20 protein-coding genes and 5 tRNA genes are annotated in these 22,667 nt (G+C 70.1%); 15 read left to right on the top strand and 10 right to left on the bottom strand.

Going from position 1 to position 22,667, the window contains the following annotated elements:
- Positions 1–27 precede the first annotated feature (27 nt).
- The 3 genes from RCR19_RS11445 to RCR19_RS11435 all read left to right on the top strand — a co-directional run bounded on the left by RCR19_RS11445 (position 28) and on the right by RCR19_RS11435 (position 2,360).
- Entirely contained in the window at positions 28–1,374 is a 1,347-nt protein-coding gene (locus RCR19_RS11445; RefSeq protein WP_331265037.1) for a hypothetical protein, read from the top strand.
- Positions 1,375–1,775: 401 nt separating this feature from the next.
- On the top strand, positions 1,776–2,000 hold the full coding sequence (locus RCR19_RS11440) for a hypothetical protein (protein WP_331265036.1): 225 nt from the start codon (positions 1,776–1,778) through the stop codon (positions 1,998–2,000).
- Between the two features lie 6 nt (positions 2,001–2,006).
- Positions 2,007–2,360, top strand: a complete 354-nt coding sequence (locus RCR19_RS11435) for a hypothetical protein (RefSeq protein WP_331265035.1) — start codon at positions 2,007–2,009, stop codon at positions 2,358–2,360.
- A 121-nt stretch (positions 2,361–2,481) separates the two neighbouring features.
- On the opposite strand, the gene RCR19_RS11430 is transcribed toward RCR19_RS11435, so the two are convergent.
- Positions 2,482–3,084, bottom strand: a complete 603-nt coding sequence (locus RCR19_RS11430; protein WP_331265034.1) for a YceI family protein — start codon at positions 3,082–3,084, stop codon at positions 2,482–2,484.
- A 749-nt stretch (positions 3,085–3,833) separates the two neighbouring features.
- On the opposite strand from RCR19_RS11430, the gene RCR19_RS11425 reads away from it, so the two are divergent.
- Positions 3,834–5,426 (top strand): acyl-CoA carboxylase subunit beta, encoded by a 1,593-nt coding sequence (locus RCR19_RS11425; protein WP_115976386.1) that lies wholly within the window; start codon positions 3,834–3,836, stop codon positions 5,424–5,426.
- A gap of 57 nt (positions 5,427–5,483) precedes the next feature.
- Positions 5,484–5,681, top strand: coding sequence for an acyl-CoA carboxylase subunit epsilon (locus RCR19_RS11420; RefSeq protein ID WP_331265033.1), 198 nt, complete (start codon positions 5,484–5,486; stop codon positions 5,679–5,681).
- Positions 5,682–5,883: 202 nt separating this feature from the next.
- On the opposite strand, the gene RCR19_RS11415 is transcribed toward RCR19_RS11420, so the two are convergent.
- The 8 genes from RCR19_RS11415 to RCR19_RS11380 form a co-directional block, all read right to left on the bottom strand.
- Positions 5,884–6,465 (bottom strand): ATP/GTP-binding protein, encoded by a 582-nt coding sequence (locus RCR19_RS11415; protein WP_099502672.1) that lies wholly within the window; start codon positions 6,463–6,465, stop codon positions 5,884–5,886.
- A complete protein-coding gene (locus tag RCR19_RS11410) occupies positions 6,446–7,036 on the bottom strand; it encodes a DUF742 domain-containing protein (protein ID WP_331265032.1) in 591 nt (196 codons plus the stop codon). The genes RCR19_RS11415 and RCR19_RS11410 overlap by 20 nt, the downstream gene beginning before the upstream one ends.
- 97 nt (positions 7,037–7,133) lie before the next feature.
- On the bottom strand, positions 7,134–7,547 hold the full coding sequence (locus RCR19_RS11405) for a roadblock/LC7 domain-containing protein (protein ID WP_030948713.1): 414 nt from the start codon (positions 7,545–7,547) through the stop codon (positions 7,134–7,136).
- Positions 7,548–7,557: 10 nt separating this feature from the next.
- Positions 7,558–10,755, bottom strand: a complete 3,198-nt coding sequence (locus RCR19_RS11400; protein WP_331265031.1) for a nitrate- and nitrite sensing domain-containing protein — start codon at positions 10,753–10,755, stop codon at positions 7,558–7,560.
- A gap of 367 nt (positions 10,756–11,122) precedes the next feature.
- Positions 11,123–11,698: an ATP/GTP-binding protein gene (locus tag RCR19_RS11395; protein ID WP_331265030.1), complete on the bottom strand. Its 576-nt coding sequence runs from the start codon at positions 11,696–11,698 to the stop codon at positions 11,123–11,125.
- Positions 11,679–12,077, bottom strand: coding sequence for a DUF742 domain-containing protein (locus tag RCR19_RS11390; protein WP_059131717.1), 399 nt, complete (start codon positions 12,075–12,077; stop codon positions 11,679–11,681). Before RCR19_RS11390 ends, RCR19_RS11395 begins: the two co-directional genes overlap by 20 nt.
- 111 nt (positions 12,078–12,188) lie before the next feature.
- Positions 12,189–12,602, bottom strand: a complete 414-nt coding sequence (locus RCR19_RS11385) for a roadblock/LC7 domain-containing protein (protein WP_059131718.1) — start codon at positions 12,600–12,602, stop codon at positions 12,189–12,191.
- Positions 12,603–12,611: 9 nt separating this feature from the next.
- The gene (locus RCR19_RS11380) at positions 12,612–16,541 is read right to left on the bottom strand and encodes a nitrate- and nitrite sensing domain-containing protein (RefSeq protein ID WP_331265029.1); all 3,930 of its coding nucleotides are present in this window, start codon (positions 16,539–16,541) and stop codon (positions 12,612–12,614) included.
- A gap of 600 nt (positions 16,542–17,141) precedes the next feature.
- On the opposite strand from RCR19_RS11380, the gene RCR19_RS11375 reads away from it, so the two are divergent.
- The 9 genes from RCR19_RS11375 (at position 17,142) to RCR19_RS11335 (ending at position 21,258) form a co-directional block, all read left to right on the top strand.
- Complete coding sequence (locus RCR19_RS11375) at positions 17,142–17,330, top strand: hypothetical protein (protein WP_331265028.1); 189 nt, start codon at positions 17,142–17,144, stop codon at positions 17,328–17,330.
- 203 nt (positions 17,331–17,533) lie between these two features.
- Positions 17,534–18,310 (top strand): fumarylacetoacetate hydrolase family protein, encoded by a 777-nt coding sequence (locus RCR19_RS11370; RefSeq protein WP_059131721.1) that lies wholly within the window; start codon positions 17,534–17,536, stop codon positions 18,308–18,310.
- Positions 18,303–19,778 carry a glutamate--tRNA ligase gene (gltX, locus tag RCR19_RS11365; RefSeq protein ID WP_331265027.1) on the top strand — a complete coding sequence of 492 codons (1,476 nt, stop codon included), beginning with the start codon at positions 18,303–18,305 and terminating at the stop codon, positions 19,776–19,778. Before RCR19_RS11370 ends, gltX begins: the two co-directional genes overlap by 8 nt.
- Positions 19,779–19,901: 123 nt before the next feature.
- Positions 19,902–20,657: an HAD family hydrolase gene (locus RCR19_RS11360; RefSeq protein WP_331265026.1), complete on the top strand. Its 756-nt coding sequence runs from the start codon at positions 19,902–19,904 to the stop codon at positions 20,655–20,657.
- Between the two features lie 90 nt (positions 20,658–20,747).
- A tRNA-Gln gene (locus RCR19_RS11355) sits at positions 20,748–20,819 on the top strand.
- 39 nt (positions 20,820–20,858) lie between these two features.
- Positions 20,859–20,931, top strand: a tRNA-Glu gene (locus RCR19_RS11350).
- 61 nt (positions 20,932–20,992) lie between these two features.
- Positions 20,993–21,065, top strand: a tRNA-Glu gene (locus RCR19_RS11345).
- A gap of 20 nt (positions 21,066–21,085) precedes the next feature.
- Positions 21,086–21,157, top strand: a tRNA-Gln gene (locus RCR19_RS11340).
- 28 nt (positions 21,158–21,185) lie between these two features.
- A tRNA-Glu gene (locus RCR19_RS11335) sits at positions 21,186–21,258 on the top strand.
- Between the two features lie 80 nt (positions 21,259–21,338).
- Here RCR19_RS11335 and RCR19_RS11330 read toward each other — a convergent pair.
- A complete protein-coding gene (locus tag RCR19_RS11330) occupies positions 21,339–21,983 on the bottom strand; it encodes a MerR family transcriptional regulator (protein WP_331265025.1) in 645 nt (214 codons plus the stop codon).
- 88 nt (positions 21,984–22,071) lie between these two features.
- Between RCR19_RS11330 and RCR19_RS11325 the strand changes: the two genes are divergently transcribed.
- Entirely contained in the window at positions 22,072–22,605 is a 534-nt protein-coding gene (locus RCR19_RS11325; RefSeq protein ID WP_331265024.1) for a DUF4188 domain-containing protein, read from the top strand.
- The last annotated feature ends 62 nt before the right edge of the window (positions 22,606–22,667 follow it).

The following is a 22,667-nucleotide window of genomic DNA, read 5'->3' as shown; positions in this document are numbered from 1 at the left end:
TCCGCCGCCTTCGGGTAGCGTCGAAGTATGAAGGTCGTACTGGTCAAGGGGCTCGCCGTACCGCTGGTCGCCCTGCTCATGGCGGCCCTGACGGTGCTGTACGGAGGTGTGCCGCGCGCAGAGGCGGCCACGGACGTCTCGACCGTCGCCACGGCGCTGCGCAAGGGACCGGTCTACGTCGATCCGGCGGCCTCCGGACAGCTGTCCGCCCGGGATGCGGACGCCCTTGCGAAGAAGATCGAGGACGCCGGCAAACCGGTCTTCGTGGCCGTCCTGCCCGCCGACTACCCCACGCAGAACCTCTTCGCGGACCTCCGTACGGCCACCGGCATCACCGGTCTGTACGCGATCCGCCTCGGCGACCGCTTCGATGCCCGGGCCGACTCCTCGGTGCTGCCCCGCACCGCGGTGCAGAACCTGGTCACCAGCGTGCGGGGCGAGTCCGTCAAGGCCCAACTGGACGACTTCACCGACCGGGCGCTCGCCAACGTGGGCGGCCGCGCCCCGTCGTCCTGGGGCGGCTCGGCCCGCGACGGCGGGGTCTCCTCCACCGCGCTGATCACGGTGGCCGTGGTGCTCGTGGCCGGCGCCACGGGGGCCTACGCGCTGGTGCGGCGCAACCGGCGCCGCCGTGACGAGGAGCAGCGGGCCGCGCTGGAGAAGCTGCGGGTCGTGGTCGACGAGGACATCACGGCCTTCGGCGAGGAACTGGACCGGCTCGACTTCCATCCAGGCGAGCAGGGCGCGGACGACGCGATGCGCGAGGACTACGAACGGGCGCTGAACGCGTACGACCGGGCCAAGTCCGCCATGGCCGCGGCGGAGCGCCCGGAGGACGTGAAGGCCGTCACCCAGGCGCTCGAGGACGGCCGCTTCTCGCTGGCGGTGCTCGCCGCCCGCCGGGAGGGCCGCGCACTGCCCGAACGCCGGCCTCCCTGCTTCTTCGACCCGCGCCACGGCCCGTCCGTCGCCGATGCGACCTGGACGCCGGCGGGTGGCGCCGCGCGCGAGGTCCCGGTCTGTGCGGCGGACCGGGCGCGGCTGGCCGACGGCCGCGATCCCGCGATCCGCGAGGTGGAGACGGAGTACGGCCGCCGTCCGTACTGGGATGCGGGTCCCGCGTACGGGCCCTGGGCTGGCGGCTACTTCGGCGGCGGCATCCTGCCCGGTCTGCTGGTCGGCACGCTGCTGGGCAGCATGATGGCCACGCCGTCCTACGCGGCCGACTACGGCGCGGGATACGGCGACTTCGGCGGCTACACGGGAGGAGACGTCTCGGGCGCCGACTTCGACCCCGGCGATTTCGGCGGCGGCTTCGGCGACGGCGGGGCGGGCGGCTTCGGCGGCGGGGACTTCGGGGGCGGAGACTTCTGAACCGGCCGGGGGCTCACGGCCGGTCGCCGGTCGGGTCCCCATGCGCGAGCCGCTCCATGATCGCGCCGCGTTCGGTCTCGCCGAGCGAGGCGAGGGCCCGGGCGAGCCAGGCGTCCCGGGCGGCCATGTCGGGCTGCCGGCGGTGGCCGCGCTCGTCGCCCGGCTGATCGCGGAGGACTACGCCGTCGGCGCCGTCGTCTTCACGGCGGGCCTGTCCCTGGCCATCTGGATCCGCCGCTACGGTCCCGCGGCGACCAGGGCCGGCATCCTGATGACGCTGCCGCTCGTGGCGCTGCTGGTCGTCCCGGGCCCGGCGTTGCCGCCCGAGGCGCAGCGGGGGGCGGCGGGCTGGGGTCTGGTCGGCGGTGATCGGTGTACCGGCCTGCTGTTGCGTCTGGCTGGTGCAGTGGGCGGGGGACCGCTTCGGCCCCTGGCGCGCAGAGGAGGACCGCCCGGTTCCTCCTCGGCGCGACTCCCGGCTGCGTCCCCGGCCCGGCACCCGCATGGCCCTCCAGACGGCCGCAGCGGTGGCGGCCGCCTTCGCTCTCGGGTGGCTGTTCTTCGGTCACCACTGGCCATGGCTGGTGCTGACCGCGTTCGTGGCGGCGAGCGGCAATCGGGGGTGAACGGACGTGCTGCGCAAGGGAGTCGAGCGGTTCCTCGGCGCGTCCGGGGCGACGCTGCCGGCCACCGCGGTCGCGGCGGCCGGGATCACCGGACGTGCCTCGGTGGTGGTGATGTTCGCGGTCCTCGCGGTCGCTCTGTGGCTGCGCCCGCTCAACTACGCGTACTGGGCGGCCGGCATGACCACCGCCCTCTCGCTCCTGCTGGGCTGCTTCGGCCAGGACGCCGGAAGCCTGCTGCGGACCCGGCCGGCGGCCGTCGCCGTCGGTGCGCTGTTGCCGGTGGCCGCGGCCTGGTGGCTGCTGCCCGTCCCGAAGAGGCGCGGGGCGACCGGTGCACGCCGCCGGGTCGCGCCGCAGTGACCGGGGCGGTGCGAGGGCCGGCATCCGCGGACGCCGACGGCCCGCCCCCGGTCGCGGGGCGACGGAGGACGGGCGCGTCGGGCCGGCCGTCCGGAAGGGGGCGCGGCGGCGTCGGCGGGTGTTACGCCTGCTTGATCGCCGAGATGTCGAAGACCAGCTTGATCTTGTCCGAGACCAGCACGCCACCCGTCTCGAGAGCGGCGTTCCAGGTCAGGCCCCACTCGGAGCGCACGATCTCCGACTTGCCCTCGAAGCCGATGCGCTCGTTGCCGAACGGGTCCTTGGCGGCGCCGTTGAACTCCAGGTCGATGGTGATCTGCTTGGTCGTACCGAGAATCGTGAGGTCACCGGTGATCCGGAAGTCCTCGCCACCCAGGGCCTCGGCCTTGGTGGAGCGGAACGTCATCTCGGGGTGCTCGTCGGTCTTGAAGAAGTCGGCGCTCTTCAGGTGGCCGTCGCGGTCCGCGGAGCCCGTCTCGATGCTGTCCATCTTGACGTCGATCGTGGCGGTGGACTTCGACGGGTCCGAGCCGTCCAGGTTCAGCGTGCCCTCGAACTCCTGGAAGCCGCCCTTGACGTTCGTGACCATGGCGTGGCGGGCCACGAAGCCGATCGTGCTGTGGGACGGGTCCACCGTGTACGTGCCGGTCAGCGCGGCGAGGTCGGGGTTCACCGCTGCGGAGGTGCTGGTGGTGTCGGTGTTCTTGCGGCCGAAGATGCCCATGACGTGCTCCTTGGGGGGACGGTAGGTCAGCGATCCTGAAGATGTTCAATCTTCAACGATGGCAACATGGACGACCGTAGACCTATTCCATTCAACTTTCAACATCATCCGGCCTGTGTCGCGGGCGTCACGTCCTGCGGCGCCCCGGCCGCGGGTGCCGGCCCGGCCCGTCCGCCCGGACCCCGGCCGCGCGACCGCCGGCCGGCGTCCGGCCTCGGCCCACGGCGGCGAAACCCCTTGCGGAGCCGCTGAGTTCGGCACCCTACAGGTACACCGATCCGCGGTCACCCGCGGACCGGATCCCGTCCGGGCCGGACGGGATCCGGACCCGAGTGTCCGCCGGTTCCGGCGGACGGGTACCGTGTGCGGGCCGGCCGGCCGGTGTGGGTGTGCCCATTCGCGACAGTACGCCGGACCCCTGGGTGCGTCACCCGTTCGGATGAATCCTGGGAAGATCGTCGGTGGACCCCGGGTACGGTCGCCGTGAACGCCGGTCCGAGCGTCCGGGTCGCGCCGGACGAGCCGCCGTTCGGGGTTCGGTGTCACTCCGGGGATGGCATGTGCGATCCCTCAATGTGAGCCGGCTCTCGGGTGAGCGCTTTGTGAAATCTCCACAACGCTCAGGCCCTCCGAGCAGTCAGATCGACTGCATCCGGCTCGGATTCTGTTCAGTGGTACCAGGAAAACGGGCCGGAGACTGTACGGAGTCGACGGCCCTCTTTGCTTGGTGGACTTCGTAAGGTCGCTACATGACCGTTTTGGACGAGGCTGTAGATTCCGGAAGCGAGCCCACGGATGCGCGCGGGCGGGTGGCGGAGCTGCACGAGATCCGTGCGCAGGCTGTGGCCGGGCCCAGTGAGAAGGCGACCGAGGCGCAGCATGCCAAGGGCAAGCTGACGGCGCGGGAGCGTATCGAGCTGCTTGTGGACGCGGGTTCCTTCCAGGAGGTCGAGCAGCTGCGGCGGCATCGGGCGACCGGGTTCGGGCTGGAGACGAAGAAGCCGTACACCGATGGTGTGGTCACCGGCTGGGGCACGGTGGAGGGCCGGACGGTCTTCGTGTACGCCCATGACTTCCGTGTCTTCGGCGGTGCGCTGGGTGAGGCGCATGCCACGAAGATCCACAAGATCATGGACATGGCCATCGCGGCCGGTGCGCCGCTGGTGTCGCTGAACGACGGTGCGGGTGCGCGGATCCAGGAGGGTGTCAGTGCGCTCGCCGGGTACGGGGGCATCTTCCAGCGCAATACCCGGGCCTCGGGTGTGATCCCGCAGATCTCGGTGATGCTGGGCCCGTGTGCGGGTGGTGCGGCCTACAGTCCGGCGCTGACGGACTTCGTGTTCATGGTCCGTGAGACGTCGCAGATGTTCATCACCGGTCCGGACGTGGTCAAGGCCGTGACGGGTGAGGAGATCAGCCAGAACGGTCTGGGCGGTGCGGATGTGCACGCCGAGACCAGCGGGGTGTGCCACTTCGCCTACGACGACGAGGAGACGTGCATCGCCGAGGTGCGCTACCTGTTGTCGATGCTGCCGCAGAACAACCGGGAGAACCCGCCGCGGGTGGAGTCCGAGGATGCGGTGGACCGGCGCAGCGAGGTGTTGCTGGACCTGGTCCCGGCGGACGGCAACCGGCCCTACGACATGGCCAAGGTGATCGAGGAGATCGTCGACGACGGCGAGTACCTGGAGGTCCACGAGCGCTGGGCGCGGAACATCATCTGCGCGCTGGCCCGCCTGGACGGCCAGGTCGTCGGCATCATCGCCAACCAGCCCCAGACCCTCGCCGGCGTACTGGACATCGAGGCGTCGGAAAAAGCTGCACGGTTTGTGCAGATGTGTGACGCTTTCAATATTCCGCTGGTGACGTTCCTGGACGTTCCGGGGTTCCTGCCCGGTGTCGACCAGGAGCACGGCGGGATCATCCGGCACGGCGCGAAGCTGCTGTACGCCTACTGCAACGCGACCGTGCCGCGGATCTCGCTGATCCTGCGGAAGGCGTACGGCGGTGCGTACATCGTGATGGACAGCCAGTCCATCGGGGCGGACCTCACCTACGCCTGGCCCACGAACGAGATCGCCGTGATGGGCGCGGAGGGTGCGGCCAACGTCATCTTCCGCCGCCAGATCGCCGGTGCGGAGGACCCCGAGGCCATGCGGGCACGCATGGTCAAGGAGTACAAGTCCGAGCTGATGCACCCCTACTACGCGGCCGAACGCGGACTCGTGGACGACGTCATCGATCCCGCCGAGACCCGCGAGGTCCTCATCAAGTCCCTCGCGATGCTCCAGTCCAAGCACGCGGACCTGCCCTCCCGCAAACACGGCAACCCCCCGCAGTAACCGAGCGGACCCACCGCGGCAACCCCGCGTACCTCTCTCTCACGGAGACTGACACCCATGGACATCCCTGATATCCGCGTCGAGAAGGGCCACGCCGAGCCCGAGGAAGTGGCCGCCATAACGGCCGTCCTGCTCGTCCGTGCGGCCGCCCAGTCGTCCACGACGACCCAGACCCACCGCGGCCGGGCCAAGGCCGGCTGGCGCCGTCTGGACCGCGAGCCGGGCTTCCGGGCCCCGCACAGCTGGCACGGCTAGGCCGCGCGCCCCTCAGCGCCCGATTCCCGAAGGGCCCCTCCGCGAGCGGAGGGGCCCTTCTCGGTGTGCGGGTCCTGTCCGTGGCACGGGCCCGAAGAAAAAAATCCCCGTGCCCCTGAAGGGGCACGGGGAACCGTGTGATCAACCACCTGCGGACCGCGGTCGGCGCATTCCCGGGGCCTTGGGCGGTGATGTCACCCGCCTAGCGCAACCGGGCCATCAGCGCATGCTCGACCAGGGTGATCAGCGTCGACTTCGCATCGGCCCGATGTCTCGCGTCGGTCGTGATGATCGGGGCGTCCGGGCCGATCTGGAGTGCCTCGCGGACCTCTTCGGGGTTGTACGGCTGATTTCCGTCGAAGCCGTTGAGGGCGATGACGAAGGGCAGGCCGGAGTTCTCGAAGTAGTCGACGGCGGGGAAGCAGTCGGCGAGGCGGCGGGTGTCGACCAGGACGACGGCGCCGATGGCGCCGCGGACGAGGTCGTCCCACATGAACCAGAAGCGGTCCTGGCCGGGGGTGCCGAACAGGTACAGGATCAGGTCCTGGTCCAGGGTGATGCGGCCGAAGTCCATGGCCACCGTGGTGGTGGTCTTGTCCCCGGTGTGGGTGAGGTCGTCGATGCCCGCCGAAGCAGACGTCATGACGGCCTCGGTGCGCAGCGGGTTGATCTCCGAGACAGCGCCGACGAACGTGGTCTTGCCCACGCCGAAGCCGCCCGCCACCACGATCTTCGCGGAGGTGGTGGAGCGGGAAGGACCGCCGCTAGAGCTTGCGAAGTCCACTGAGCACCCTTTCGAGCAGTGTCACGTCTGGCTGGCCGCCGGCGTTCTCGTCGCCGCCGGGTTGATGGATGGCGACCAGGCCCGCCTCCGCCAAGTCGGCGACGAGGATCCTGGCCACGCCGAGAGGGATCGTCAGGAGCGCCGAGATCTCGGCCACCGACTTGATCTCCCGGCAGAGGTGGCAGATCCGCTGATGCTCGGGCAACTGGCCCTGCATCTGGTGCGGCTGCGCGGTGGTGTGCACCAGCGCCTCGATGGCGAGCTGGTATCGCGGCCTGGTGCGGCCGCCCGTCATGGCGTACGGGCGCACCAGAGGGTTGTTCGAGGAGCCCGCGGGCGCCGGCTCGGGAGCACGGCGCTGCGGCTGCACGGGCTGGATGCGCGGCGCGGGCGGCTGGTCGTACGGCGACGGACCGGGGCCCTGCGGGCCCTGGGGTGCGTACGGCTGGCGCCGGTGGCTCGGCGCGGAGGGGAAGTTGTACCGGTTCTGCTCGCCCTGACCCTGACCCTGGCCCTGGCCGGGGCCGTAGGACCAGTTGCCCGAGGGCGAACCGCCTGGGGGTGTTGCCACGTTCTCTCCTCCTCCGACTGCGCCGGGCGCCCATCCTTGTGGAAGCCGCGTCCCGAAACCTTACGGCCCCGGGACGCCAATACGCACCGTCCGTTTGTTAGTTGAGAAGGCTTCCCTGGAGCTCCGCACGAAGGTCCGGAGTCAGGACCGTACCTGCACGGTCCACCAGAAGCGCCATCTCGTACCCAATGAGACCGATGTCCGCCTCCGGGTGGGCGAGAACCGCGAGCGAGGAACCGTCGGAGATGGACATGAGGAAGAGGAATCCTCGCTCCATCTCCACAACCGTCTGGTTCACGCTGCCGCCCTCGAAGATGCGGGAGGCGCCCGCGGTCAGCGAGGTCAGGCCGGAGGCGACGGCCGCCAGCTGGTCGGCGCGATCGCGGGGAAAACCTTCGGACATCGCCAGAAGGAGTCCGTCGGCGGAGACCACCACCGTGTGGGACACCCCGGGGGTGTTGTCCACGAAGTTGGTGATCAACCAGTTCAGGTTCTGTGCCGCCTGGCTCATCGGGCTCACACTAACGCTCCTGGTTGTAGGTGCTGTCAGGACCGAAGCCCTGGCCGTTCGTTTCACTACCTGCGTTGCGTCCCCGCTGGACGCCTCGGCGCAGGTTGCTCAGCCTGCCCCGCACGTCCTCGGGGGCGCGGGAGACCTGTGGGCCTCCCTGCGGGGTCGTCTCCGCGGCGCCCTCGATCAGGTTCGCCTTGGGCACCCGCCGGGGCAGACCGGAGGATGTGACCCCGCCCGCCTTCGGCTTCCGGACCTGGGACGCCTGCTGCCACCGCTGATCGTTGGCGGAGCGCCAGTCGTCGGCCGGCTCCGTGCCCGACGAGGGCTCCGGCGTCACGGGCTGCGGCCGATCGGTACCGCCGTTCGCGGTGGTGCCGCGGCGGGGCAGTCCTGCATCGGTCAGGTCGTGAACGGCGGACGGTGCCGGTCCGGGACGGTCGAAGCCTACGCGGTCCTGCTCACTCACGTCAGCGGCCTGCAAGGATTCCGTATCCGGAGCGTAATCACCGCGGTATGCGCTCTGGTACTCGTTCTGCTTCGGCCAGTCGTCCTGGTAGGAGGACTCGTCGAAGGCCTGGAACGTCTCCGGAGCGGTGCCCTGGTTCGCCGCCCGGTTGTCCTGGACCGGTTCCGCGAAGGCCGGCTCCGGGTAGCCGCCGGACGGGAAGCCGTCGCCCTGAGGCAGGCCGCCGTTCGGCGCGTAGTACTGCTCCTCGTACGCCGCCGACGGGTCGTACGCCGCCTGCTGCTCCTCGTACGGGTGCTGCCCGTTGCCGAAGGACGGATCCTGTGCCCCGAACCCGTCCTGGTACGACGGGCCGGGCTCGCCGGCCTCCTCCGGGCGGCTGTGGCCCTGTGCCTGGGCCTCCAGGGCCGCACGGCGCTCCTCGCGCATCAGCGAGCGGCCGACGGGGTCCAGGTCGCGGATGTCGTCCGGGACCTCCACGTACTGGCTGTCGTCGAAGCCGAGCTCCGCGGCCGTACGCATCGGCAGCTGGGAACCGAAGTTCTCACCCTGGAACTGCTGCTCGGGGATGATCTGCGAGACCGTGAACTCGTCGCGCTCCAGCGACTGCTCGCCGCCACCGCCGTGGGTGATGGCGTCCGGGAGCATGACCAGCGACGTGGTGCCCGCCTGCTCGCCGGAGGGTCGTAGCTGTACCCGGATGCCGTGCCGGTCCGACAGCCGGCCGACCACGAACAGACCCATGCGCTGCGAGATCGCGGCGTCCACGGTCGGCGGGTTGGCCAGCTTGTGGTTGATGTCCGCGAAGTCCTCGGCGGTCAGGCCGATGCCCTTGTCGTGGATCTCGACCATGATCCGGCCGTCCGGGAGACGGGTGGCCGTGACGCGGACCTTGGTCTGCGGCGAGGAGAACGTGGTGGCGTTCTCCAGCAGCTCGGCGAGCAGGTGCACGAGGTCGGTCACGGCGCGGCCGTGGATCTCGGCCTCCGGGACGCCCGACAGCTCGATGCGCTCGTACTGCTCCACCTCGGAGGAGGCGGCGCGCAGCACGTCGATCAGCGGGACCGGCTGGTCCCAGCGGCGCCCGGGCTCCTCGCCGGCGAGGACGAGGAGGTTCTCGCCGTTGCGGCGCATACGGGTCGCGAGGTGGTCGAGCCGGAAGAGGTTCTCCAGCTGGTCCGGGTCCGCCTCGTTGTTCTCCAGGTCGGTGATCAGGGTCAGCTGGCCCTCGATCAGCGACTGGTTGCGGCGGGAGAGGTTGGTGAAGATCGCGTTGATGTTGCCCCGCAGCAGGGCCTGCTCGGCGGCGAGCCGGACGGCCTCGCGGTGAACCTGGTCGAAGGCCCGGGCAACCTCGCCGATCTCGTCCGTGGACGCGATCGGGATGGGCGCGACTCGGGTGTCGACACGGCCCGGGTCGGTGCGCGAGAGCTGGTCGACCAGCATCGGCAGGCGCTGCTCCGCGACGCCGAAGGCGGCGTTGCGCAGCTGGCGCATCGAGCGGCTCATCTGGCGGGCCATGAGACCGGCCAGGACGAACGCGGCGAGCAGGGCGACGACGACGATGCCGCCGGTGATGAACGCGGACTGTTTGGCGTCGTCGGCGATGCCCGAGGCGTCCGACACGGCCTTGTCGGCAAGGTCCGACTCGATCTGGCGGTAGGCGTTGTACTTGAGGGTGTTCACCGCCCACCAGTTGGCGGGTGTGACTCCCTTCGGGGCGAGCGCGGCGACGGCCGCCGGAGTCGGGGCCTGCAGGGTGGCGAGCTGCTGGATCATGTCGTCGGGCGGCGGCACATAGGTCTGGCCGGCCTTCTTCGCGTTCTCGGCGGCCTGCTGCGCCAGGGCGGTGCCGTCGGCCTTCAGCTTGACCGTGGCCTCCTGCAACTTCTTGGCGTCCGCCGCGGTGCCACCGCCCTGGTACTCCTCGACGGCGATGCCCTCGAGATAGGCGTACGACGAGAGGGCGACGCGCTGCTTGCCGAAGTTCTCGGGGTCCGGGCCCGGGCTGACCAGCAGGTGCATGCCGATCGAGCGCTCGAGGGAGAGCGCGGCCTTGGTGAGGGAGATGGCGTAGACCGTACGGCCGTAGCTGGTGATGTTGCCGGTGCCGAGCCCGAGCTCGTTGGCGAACTCCATCAGCGGGTGCGCGACCGCTACGTAGCCCTCTTCGGTCTTCACTCCCGGGAAAGCGGCGCCGTAGGCGCCCTTCCGCAGGTCCGCGAGCTGCTTCTCGGAGTCGCGGAAGATGCCGAGGCGGCGTTCGAGGCCCGCCTTGTGCGGCATGTTCTGCGCGGCGCGGTCGAAGGTGGCGGCGGCCGCGTCGGTGGCGTCCCGCACCTTCTTCACGGTCGCCTCGTTCGCGACCTTGTCCTTGCCGGACGCATTCTTGTCCAGCAGGGGTTGTGCGGAGATGTCGCGCTCCTGATAGAGCGCGTCCGCGTAGGACAGCGACGCCTGTACCAGTCGTGCGGTGGCCTCCGCGTCCTGCGCCTGCTGCCAGGTGTCTATGGAGCTCTTCACCTGGAAGCCACCCATGACCAGGCCCACCAGCACGGGTATGAGCAGGATCGCGTTCAGTCTCGTCGGCACGCGCCAGTTGCGCGGCGAGAAGCGGCTGCCACTGGTCGGGAGCGCCGATGGCTCCGGGCCGGGCACGTGTGCGGGTGCCGCTCCGCGCGGCGGCGGGGTGAAGTTGCCCCGCGCCGACGGCTCGGGACCGTTCTTGCTTCGCCTCACTCGACCAACAACCTCTCGGCGACGGCACCTACGTCGTGCCGCGGTGTCTCAAGAGCCCTGTCACGGACCTGTACGTCCTTGACTACTGGGCAGTTCAGGCATTCCAGCACGTCAGTCTGCGCGATTCCAAACACTCGGAAGTGGACGTTCCACAGACTGAAGGCCCCAGATAAAACGGTCATAAAGAGCGAGCCCCGCCAAAAGGCGGGGCTTTTGTGAGCGCAGCGACACCGACCGAACGCGACGCGTGGTGGTACCACCCGATATCTCTGTCGAAACGTTATGAACAGCGGGGCCGGCCGTGTCAAACGCCACAGCCGGCTCCCGCACATCTACGACAACTGCCGTATGGTGCCGACGACTTGCCCTACCGCAGACGCGCCATGAGGGCATGTTCGACCAGCGTGATCAGGGCACTCTTGGCGTCCGCGCGGTGACGGGCGTCGGTCGTGATGATCGGGGCGTCCGGGCCGATCTGGAGTGCCTCGCGGACCTCTTCGGGCGTGTAGGGCTGGTGCCCGTCGAAGCCGTTGAGGGCGATGACGAAGGGCAGGCCGGAGTTCTCGAAGTAGTCGACGGCGGGGAAGCAGTCGGCGAGGCGGCGGGTGTCGACCAGGACGACGGCGCCGATGGCGCCGCGGACGAGGTCGTCCCACATGAACCAGAAGCGGTCCTGGCCGGGGGTGCCGAACAGGTACAGGATCAGGTCCTGGTCCAGGGTGATGCGGCCGAAGTCCATGGCCACCGTGGTGGTGGTCTTGCCTCCGGTGTGGGTGAGGTCGTCGATGCCCGCCGAGGCGGACGTCATGACGGCCTCGGTGCGCAGCGGGTTGATCTCCGAGACGGCGCCGACGAACGTGGTCTTGCCGACGCCGAAGCCCCCCGCCACCACGATCTTCGCGGAGGTGGTCGCCCGACCTCCGTCAGAGCTTGCGAAGTCCACTGAGCACCCTTTCGAGCAGTGTCACGTCCGGCGCGCCGCCGTTGTTCTCGTCGCCGCCCGGCTGGTGGATGGCGACGAGTCCGGCCTCCGCGAGGTCCGCGACGAGAATCCGTGCCACACCGAGCGGCATGGACAGCAGTGCCGACACCTCTGCCACCGACTTCACCTCGCGGCACAGGTGGCAGATCCGCTGATGCTCCGGCAGCAGTCCCATCAGCTGTGCCGGGTCGGCCGTGGTGCTGATCAGCGCCTCTATCGCGAGCTGATAGCGCGGCCGGGTCCGGCCGCCCGTCATCGCATACGGACGGACCAGCGGCTGGTCGCCCTCGTCCCCGTACGGCTCGGCGTACGGATCGTGAGAGGCGGTGGGCGGGGTCATGAATCCTCCGGGCGGGACAGCAAGTCGGTCAGTCGTGCCGTCTGACGGGGCCGGTGGGGGGATTGTGGCGGCCGGACGGTGATTTGGTGAGACAGGTGGTGCCGGGGCCGATCAGTGGAGCAGACTGCCCTGGAGTTCGGCGCGCAGGTCGGGCGTGAGTACCGCCCCTGCACGGTCGACCAGAAGGGCCATTTCGTAGCCGACAAGGCCGATGTCGCACTCGGGGTGGGAGAGGACGGCGAGCGAGGAGCCGTCGGAGATGGACATGAGGAAGAGGAATCCCCGCTCCATCTCGACGACCGTCTGCGCCACCCTGCCGCCTTCGAAGATCCGGGAGGCACCCGCGGTCAGCGAGGTGAGCCCGGAGGCGACGGCTGCGAGCTGATCCGCGCGGTCGCGCGGGAAACCTTCCGACAGCGCCAGAAGAAGTCCGTCGGCGGACACGACGACGGTGTGGGACACCCCGGGGGTGTTGTCCACGAAGTTGGTGATCAACCAGTTCAGGTTCTGTGCCGCCTGGCTCATCGGGCTCAACTAACGCTCCTGCTGGTGAGTGGGGCTGGGGTAGCTGCCGGTCGGGCCGGTACCGGCCTGGCGACCCTGGGCGATGCCCCGTCGGAGATTGGTCAGCCGGCCGCGTACGTCATCGGGCGCACGCGAGACCTGCGGACCGGTGTGGTGCTGTTGCTGCTGAGCCGTGCCCGGCACGAGGTTCGCGCGCGGGACCCGGCGCGGCAGGCCGGAGGTGGTGACGCCGCCCGCGGCAGGCTGCCGCACGCGCTCGGCCTGACGGACGATCTCGTCGTTCGGCGAGGTGCGCCAGGCCGCGTTGGCGGCCGGACGCTCCGGACGCTGGGGCGCCGGGGTGGTGGGGGGCTGCTGAGGGGGCGGCGGCACGGCGCCGTTGCCCTGCGGCTGCCGGTCGCCACGGAACCAGTTGGTCTCGAGCGTGTCGAACAGCGGGGTGCGTCCGTCGCCGGGTCCCGCCGGCGGCAGGGCCTCGGGATCCTGACGTCGCTGCGGCTGCTGCGGCGTCGGCGGCCGGGAGGCACCGTAGCCCTCGCCACCCATCTGCGGCCGCTCGAACTGGCCGGTGGACGACGGGTCCTGGCGGTTTCCGTAGCCCGGGGCCGCGAACTGCCCCGTGCTCGAGGCGTCGTAACCCTGCCGGGTGAACTGACCGGTGGAGGCGGGGTCCTGCGGACGGCCCGGAGTCGGGAACTGGCCCGTGTCCTGACCGCGGCCGGGAGCCTGGTACTGGCCGGTGGGGGCGTTCTGTGCCGGGTACTGGCCCGTCGGTGCGCCCTGCGCCGGATACTGGCCGGTGGGGGCGTTCTGTGCGGGGTACTGGCCGGTGGGGGCGTTCTGTGCCGGGTACTGGCTCGTCGGTCCGCCCTGCGCCGGATACTGGCCGGTGGGGGCGTTCTGTGCGGGGTACTGGCCGGTGGGGGCGTTCTGTGCCGGGTACTGGCCCGTCGGTGCGCCCTGCGCCGGGTACTGGTTCGTCGCACCGTTCTGTACGGGGTGCTGGCCCGTCGTACTGCCCTGGCTGCCGAAGACGTCCGAGCGGACGAACGGGCCGCTGTTGTTCGCCGTACCGGGGCGCGGGCCGTTGAAGTCGGGCCGCGGGAACTCATTGGTGGAGGCGGGGCCCTGGCGGTCGTCGATGCGCGGCATCGGCGAGGTCGCGGACAGGGCGTCCGGCTCCTCGTGGCCACGAGGAGTGTCCAGCGAGGCACGCGGAACCGGCGGCTGCGCGTTCTCGTCGCTCCAGCTCGGGGTGCGCTGCGCGTTGCCACCGGGCAGCTCGGCCCGTGCACCGCCGCGGCCGGACAGCTGCGGACGGCGGCGTCCGCCGCGCTCCTTGGGCTGCTTCTGCTGAGGCTGCTGCGGTGCGGCCGTCGGCGTGGTGTCGCCGAAGGCGGCCGCCGGGTTCATGCCGGACCCGTCGTCACCGAAGCCGCCCTGGCGGGACCCGGTGTCCTGGAAGGCCTGGGCGCCCTGCTGGCCACCCTGTCCGAAGGCTCCGGCGCCGGTGCCCGCGGGGGCCGGCCGGCCCTGCTGCGGAGAACCGGGACCCTGCGGACCACCGGGACGTCCACCGGGGGCGCTGCCGGGCAGCGCGGGACGCGGGCCCTGACCGGCGCCCACCTGACCGCGCTGAGGCGCTGCGCCGATGCCCTGGGCACCGGTCTGACCGGTACCGAAGGACGAACCGCTCTGCTGGGCCTGACGACGGGCCGCGGCCACACCGGCGGCGGCCTGCGCGGCGGCGGGGCCACCGGTCTGCGGGGCGCCCTGGCCCGGCTTGCCGGGGGCCGGCTTCTTGCCGCCCTGGGCCACGTCGACCGGGAGCATGACCAGCGCGGTAGTACCACCGGAGTCGGACGGGCGCAGCTGGATACGGATGCCGTGCCGCTGCGACAGACGACCGACCACGAACAGGCCCATGCGGCGGGAGACGGAGACGTCCACCGTGGGCGGCGCGGCCAGCCGCTCGTTGATCTGGGCGAGGTCCTCGGGGGACAGACCGATGCCGGTGTCGTGGATCTCGATCAGCACGCGGCCGTCGGGCAGCGCGTGACCGGTGACCTTGACCTTGGTCTGCGGCGAGGAGAACGAGGTGGCGTTCTCGAGCAGCTCGGCGAGCAGGTGCACGAGGTCGTTGACCACGCGGCCGGCGACCTCGGTGGACGGCACGGCGGCCAGCTCGATGCGCTCGTACTGCTCCACCTCGGACGCGGCGGCGCGGAGCACGTCGACCAGCGGGACCGGGCGGGTCCAGCGGCGGCCGGGCTCTTCACCCGCGAGGACGAGGAGGTTCTCACCGTTACGGCGCATACGCGTCGCGAGGTGGTCGAGCTTGAACAGAGAGGACAGCTGGTCCGGGTCGGCCTCGCGGGACTCCAGCTCCGAGATCAGCGACAGCTGGCGCTGGATCAGACCCTGGGACCGGCGCGAGAGGTTGGTGAACATCGCGTTGACGTTGCCCCGCAGCAGGGCCTGCTCGGCGGCGAGGCGGACCGCCTCGCGGTGCACGTCGTCGAAGGCCGCGGCCACCTGGCCGATCTCGTCCCGGGAGTGCACACCGACCGACTCGACGGAGGTGTCGACGTCCTGCGGGTCGGACTCGGACAGCTGCTTGACCAGCTCGGGCAGGCGGTCCTGGGCGACCTTGGTGGCGGTCTCCTGCAGGCGGCGCAGCGAGCGGATCATGGAGCGGGCCACGACGAATGCGCCGACCAGGGACACGCCGAGGACGAGCAGGATCAGCGCACCGGAGATGATCGCCTCGCGCTCAGAGGCGTCCTTCAGCTCGCGGGCCTTCTGCTCCATCTGCTCGAGGAGCGTGCCCTCGATGCTCTTCATCTGCTGGATCTTGGCCGAGTCGTCGTCGACCCAGTCCAGGTAACCCTGCTTGTCCTGAGTCTGCAGGCCGTTCTCGCTCTTCAGCACGCGGCTCGCGTACTGGTCGGCCTCCTCGATCGTCGGACTGCCCTGGTCGATCGGCTTCGTCAGGTCCTCGGCGCCGTCACCGTAGATGCTGCGGAAGACGTCCAGCTCGGAGTCCTGGCTGTCCAGAGCCGAGAGCGCGTACTGGCGGTCGTTCTCGGAGAGATGGCCGGACGTCTTGTTGGTCGTCGGAAGGGCCGCCGCGATGACCGCGCGCTGCACGGACGCGTACTCCTTGGCGGTCGAGAAGGCCGCCAGGGCGCGGGTGCGCTGGATCATCTCCGGGTTGCTGGTCGCCTGGGCCATGTCCTGGGACAGGCTGAGCAGCTGGGTGATCAGCCGGTGGTAGGCCTCGACCGTCTGGGTGGAGTTCTCCGACTGCTTATAGGCACCTGCGCGGATCGCGCTGAGGTTGTTGAGCTCGCTCGCGATACCGACGACGCTCTCGCGCACACCGGACAGCCGGCCGTCCTCGGAGGCGTCACCGATCTCCTGGGTGCCCTCCAGAAACGCGGTACGGGCCCGGTTCGTCTTGTCGCGGACGCCCTTGACCGTGGTGTCGTCGCCCGAGGCGCCGTGGGCCAGCGGGCCGGCGGACCGGTCGCGCTCCTCCTGGAGCGCCTCGGCCAGCGTCGTCGCCGACTTGGTCATGTCCGTCAGCAGCTTCATGTTCTCGAGCTGCCGGATCTGGTCCACGTTGTCGCCGATGCGCAAGGCACCGAGCGATGTGGCGGCGACCACGGGGAGCGCGAGCAGCGACACCAGGCGCGTGGAGATGCGCCAGTTGCGCAGGGCTATGCGCGCACCGGGGTCGATCGGAGGAGTCGTCTTGGGTGGGGCGGGCGGTGTGGGAGCCGCGGTCGCGCCCGTGCGCCCAGGACGCTCGGGACCACCGCCGGACGGTGCCTGTCCCGGGTTCTGGGCGTGCTGGGGCGAGGAACCACGGTCGGTCCCGCCGTGCGGCTCCGGCTCCGCCGAAGCGCTGCCATCCCTCTTGAAACGTCCCTGCACTAGCGTCGCAACCTCTGGACCAGGCGCCCCTCCGCGCGAGCGGCGGGACGGTGTCGGCGTGTAGAGAGGCGTCCTGAATACGCCCCCCTGATGGTCGTGAGTGACCGGCGCAGGCTCCCCCTTCCCGCCGCTTCTCGGCGCTGCGTTGCGCCCCTGCGCGCCGGTGCGATCCCGCGGCGGTCCGTGGAATTCCAGCACAGTGCAGGATCTCCAACAAGGCCAATGGGCGAGCCCGTGACCATCGTGACGCCGTGTGAGTGCCGTGTCACGAGGCGTAGAAAGTTATCTTGTACATAACGGACTTAGGCGCACGATCCATTGGGTCACGAGCGGTGTCCCAGTCGCCATGATCAGGGGCGGAATGCAAGGTTCAATGGAAGAATGTCCGTTTGGCCGGTGCCCAACGGCAGCCTGAATTGCCCTTTTTGATCGCCGGTCAGTGAGCAAACTCACACGGGGATCATGCCCCCTTCATGGCTTCCGACGGGAATTGCATGTTTAGCCTGGCGCTTTACAGGGATGGCGAATCCGACAACCCGCGCCCGGGTGGCGGCCCTTGAGGCCCGACCGGCGCCCGCAACGACAAGGTCAACGACAACAGTGAAGACCACGATGATGTTCCGCACGATAGCCAACCCGCGGCGCACGACGCTGGCGCACCTCGCCGACGCCGAGGAGCTGCAGGCGCCGGCGACGCCGGAACATTCGGTCGACCTTCCCAGCCACACCGCCAATCCCCGTCGCACGGTGCTCGACGAGATCCCGGTGCAGGCCTTCGCCGGGGAGTGACCCGCGGGCCCCGTGCCGGCCGGTCGAGGTGGTGCGACGTCAGCACCCGGTGACCGCCGGGACGGGTTGAGCACGCGCGCCCCGCGCGTGCGGCCGCGTCCGGTCCGGGCGGCGCCCGCCGTAATGCGCGAGGCGCCGGCCCCCCGTCGCGTTAGCCTGGAGCGTCATACTCCAGCCAGCTCAGTGAGGGGCGCAGGGATCTCGTGCGCATCGCCAGATTCTCCATCGACGGGAATGTCGCCTTCGGCGCGGTCGAGGGCGACAAGCCGGACGAGCTCGTTCTCGACATCATCAAGGGCATCCCGTTCGCGGACTTCGAGCTCTCCGGTACGAAGGTGCCGCTGAGCAAGGTCAGGCTGTTGCCCCCGGTGCTCCCGAACAAGGTCGTCGCCTTCGGCCGCAACTACGCGGAGCACGCCAGGGAACTGGGCAACGAGGTGCCGGAGGCCCCGTTCGCCTTCTTCAAGCCGTCCACCTCGGTGATCGGTCCTGGCGACGAGATCGCCTACCCCTCCTTCACCCAGGAGCTGCACTACGAGGCGGAACTGGCCGTGGTGATCGGCCGCCTGTGCCGCGAGGTCCCGCGTGAGCGCGTCAAGGACGTGATCCTCGGCTACACCTGCGCCAACGACGTGACCGCGCGCGACGTCCAGCGGCGTGAGAAGCAGTGGGCCCGGGCCAAGGGCTTCGACACGGCCTGTCCGCTCGGCCCCTGGGTGGAGACCGATCTCGACCCGGGCGATCTCACCATCCAGCTCACGGTCAACGGCCAACAGCGCCAGCTCGGCCGGACGAGCGAGATGATCCACCCGATCGAGGATCTGATCGTGAACATCTCCGAGGCCATGACGCTGCTCCCCGGCGACGTGATCCTCACGGGCACCCCCGCGGGGGTCGGCCCCCTCAACGTCGGCGACGAGGTCGCCGTCTCCATCGAAGGCATCGGCACTCTCACCAACAAGGTGATCAAGCGTGGCTAACGGCTCCGTCCGCGTACGTTTCTGTCCGTCCCCGACCGGCAACCCCCATGTGGGTCTGGTCCGCACCGCCCTGTTCAACTGGGCGTACGCCCGTCACACCGGCGGCACGTTCGTCTTCCGCATCGAGGACACGGACGTGGCCCGCGACTCGGAGGAGTCCTACGTCCAGCTTCTGGACTCGCTGCGCTGGCTGGGCTTCGACTGGGACGAGGGTCCGGAGATTGGGGGCCCGCACGCGCCCTACCGCCAGTCGCAGCGGATGGACATCTACAAGGACGTCGCATGCAAGCTCCTGGACGGCGGGTACGCCTACCACTGCTACTGCACGACGGAGGAGCTGGACGCCCGCCGCGACGCGGCCCGCGCCGCCGGCCGCCCGTCGGGCTACGACGGGCACTGCCGTGAGCTGGGCGCCGAGCAGGTGGCCGCGTACGAGGCCGAGGGGCGCACGCCGATCGTGCGCTTCCGGATGCCCGACGAGACGATCACCTTCACGGACCTGGTCCGCGGCGAGCTGACCTTCACCCCGGAGAACGTGCCAGACTACGGGATCGTGCGAGCGAACGGCGCGCCCCTGTACACCCTCGTCAACCCGGTCGACGACGCGCTGATGGAGATCACCCACGTCCTGCGCGGCGAGGACCTGCTCTCCTCCACCCCCCGCCAGATCGCGCTCTACAAGGCGCTGATCGAACTCGGCGTCGCGAAGGGCGTGCCCGCGTTCGGGCACCTGCCGTACGTGATGGGCGAGGGCAACAAGAAGCTGTCCAAGCGCGACCCGGAGTCGTCGCTGAACCTCTACCGCGAGCGCGGCTTCCTGCCCGAGGGACTGCTCAACTACCTGTCCCTGCTGGGCTGGTCGCTCGCGGCGGACCGCGACATCTTCGCCGTCGACGAGATGGTCGCCGCCTTCGACGTGGCCGACGTGAACCCCAACCCGGCACGGTTCGACCTGAAGAAGGCCGAGTCGATCAACGCGGACCACATCCGCCTGCTCGAGGTGAAGGACTTCGCGGAGCGCTGCCGGCCCTGGCTGAAGGCCCCGTTCGCGCCGTGGGCGCCGGAGGACTTCGACGAGGCGAAGTGGCAGGCGGTGGCGCCGCACGCGCAGACCCGCCTCAAGGTCCTTTCGGAGATCACCGAGAACGTCGACTTCCTGTTCCTGCCGGAGCCGGTGTCCGACGAGGCGTCCTGGACCAAGGCCATGAAGGAGGGCAGCGACGCCCTTCTCCGCACGGCCCGGGAGAACCTGGAGGGCGCCGACTGGACCTCCGCGGAGGCGCTGAAGGAAGCCGTCCTGGCCGCCGGCGAGGCCCACGGCCTCAAGCTCGGCAAGGCGCAGGCCCCGGTCCGCGTCGCCGTCACCGGACGCACGGTCGGCCTGCCGCTCTTCGAGTCCCTGGAGGTCCTGGGCAAGGAGAAGACGCTGCGGCGGATCGACGCGGCGCTCGCGAAGCTCTCGGCCTGACCCGTTCGCGCACGAGGGGCGGCACCCGGCCGGGTGCCGCCCCTCGTGCGTTCCTCGGCGCCGTGACCGCCGACCGGGGCGAACGAACGGACACGGTCACCCGTCCGGAGCTACCGTCGGACCATGAGCATCAGCGCCGTGGTCTGGGACGTCGACGACACCCTTTTCGACTACACCACCGCGGATCGGGCCGGCATGCGCGGGCACCTGGCCGCCGAGGGGCTGCTCGGCGGCCGGGACACCGTCGAGCAGGCACTCCTGCGGTGGCGGGCGGTCACGGACGCCCAGTGGGCGCGGTTCTCGGCGGGGGAGACGTCCTTCGAGGGGCAGCGCAGGGACCGGGTACGGGTCTTCCTGGGCGAGGAGCTGACGGACCAGGCGGCGGACGCCTGGTTCCGCCGCTACCTGGACCACTACGAAGCGGCCTGGGCCCTCTTCCCGGACGTGCTGCCGGTCCTGGACGCGCTCGCCGCGAGCCACCGGCACGCGGTGCTGTCCAACTCCAGCGCGCACGTCCAGGAGTACAAGCTGCGCACCCTCGGTGTGCGCGACCGCTTCGAGACGGTTCTGTGCGCCGCGGAGCTGGGCGTCTCCAAACCGGACGCCCGGGCCTTCCGTGCGGCCTGCGACGCCCTGGGGCTCGCACCGCACGACGTCGCGTACGTCGGCGACCATCCCGAGATCGACGGGCGCGGGGCCGCCGAGGCCGGATTGCTGTCGGTGTGGATCGACCGCGCGGGGGTGAGCACCGTCACGGACGGGCGCGCCCGGTCCGGCGCCGAAGGGTCCGCCGGCCTGCACCGGATCGCCTCCCTCGCCGAACTCCCCTCGGTCCTCGGCACGGATACCCGTTTTGGAGCGCCGTCCACCTTCGGGTAATGTTCTTCCTGCGCCGCCGGGGAGCGGGCCGAGAGGCCGGAACCGGAGGCGCAAGCTAGAACAAGATCCCCACAGGGGCTTGCGTTCCAGTGGCCTATGGTGTAATTGGCAGCACGACTGATTCTGGTTCAGTTAGTCTTGGTTCGAGTCCAGGTAGGCCAGCTCGCAGAGCTCATCTGCACCTGCGGATCAGATCCGCGAGCCCCCGTTGTGTAGCGGCCTAGCACGCTGCCCTCTCAAGGCAGTAGCGCCGGTTCGAATCCGGTCGGGGGTACAGATCCTTCCCGCGACGACAGTCGGGTCGCTCCCACTGGTGTCGATGCAGGATCGCTAGGGCCCCCGTTGTGTAGCGGCCTAGCACGCCGCCCTCTCAAGGCGGTAGCGCCGGTTCGAATCCGGTCGGGGGTACGAACTGGTCTAAACCACATTGGTCTATGGTGTAATTGGCAGCACGACTGATTCTGGTTCAGTTAGTCTTGGTTCGAGTCCAGGTAGACCAGCTCGGATCTGCGGAAACGCTAGATCCTCGCCCCCGTTGTGTAGCGGCCTAGCACGCCGCCCTCTCAAGGCGGTAGCGCCGGTTCGAATCCGGTCGGGGGTACACCGATCGCAGGGCCTCCACTTCGGTGGGGGCCCTGCGTCTTTTCCGGGATTGCCCTGCGGCGGGGCGCGGGGTGCGGGTCATTCCAGTCCGTAACGCCGCGCCGACTCCTCCTCCTGTGCGAGCCGGTGCAGTGCGCGCAGCACCGGCTCGAAGAGCACGGCCGCCGCGACCGCCGTCTCGACCTTGTCCCTCTCCGCGGCGTGCGTCTGCAGCAGGTCGAGGTCGCGCCGGGCCACCTGGTGCATCAACTCCGCGTACGGTTCCATGAGTTGGGCGTCACACGGATAACCGAGCCGGATCAGGGCAGCCACCGCCGCCACCAGTGACCGGTGCACGGGGGACAGGGACGCGAGTTCGTGCGCGGTCTCCCAGCCCAGCATGCGCAGCAGTGCGTCCACCTCGCGCCGGGCGGCCACCACCGAGGGGTCCTCCTCGTCCGGCTCCGGCCCCTGTGGCATCGCCCACAGGGCCGCGCCCAGGCGGATGGTGCGGCCGAGCGACTCGTCGTCGACGTGCCGCAGAACCTCCCGGGCGGTGGCGACCGGCATCCGGCCCACCTGGATCATCGCCCGAACGAGCCGCAGCCGGCGCAGATGGCCCTCGTCGTACTCGGCGGTCGTCGCGTTCACCTGGCGGCCGGGCGCCAACAGCCCTTCCCGCAGGTAGTACTTGATCGTCGCGGTGGACACACCACTTTGCTCGCTCAACTCCGCCAGCCGCATCCCTTGCGCCTTTCCTCGGGTCGCGCCACTATCCAAGCACGGCGGTGTCGGATAGCGCCGCTGACCAATGGCTGCCGAGGGGGACGTCGTGTTCGGGAAGCCCAAGACCGTGAGCCGTACGACCGCAGCCGCCGAGGGGGATGTGGTCGTCCTGCTCATCGGCATGCGGATCAACCACTTCTGGGCGGTGCACCACTGGCTGCCGGCGCTCATGGCGATGCCCCGCATGCTGCGCGAGCTCAAGAAGAGGCCGGGGCGCGGCCTGCTCGGCCATGTCCTGCTGACGGCGTCCCCGCGGACGTACTACGTCGTGCAGTACTGGGAGTCCAAGGAGAAGCTGTACGCCTACGCGTCGGCGTCCGACATGTTCCACCACAGGGCCTGGGCGACGATCAACCGCAAGGAGAAGGCGGGGAAGCTGCGGCAGCACGTGGGGATCTGGCACGAGACCTATGTGGTGCCGGAGGGCGCCTACGAGTCGATCTACGGTGACATGCCGGCCTTCGGGCTCGCCGCCGCGCACGGCGTCCTGCCCCTCGAGAAACGGGGGCGCCGGGCCGGCGACCGGTTCGCGTTCCGTTCGGCGAGGGCAGGCCAGGCGGCGCAGCCGCCTTCGGTGTGAAGCGCAGGGGTGCCGTTTCCCGGGAGAGGGCCCACCGCGGCGTTGAGGCCGGCCCCGCCCGC

Source organism: Streptomyces sp. WAC07094, assembly GCF_036320405.1.
Lineage (GTDB): Bacteria > Actinomycetota > Actinomycetes > Streptomycetales > Streptomycetaceae > Streptomyces > Streptomyces lannensis.
Note: the sequence above shows the minus strand (reverse complement) of the source record. Positions and strands in the feature narration are given on the sequence as shown.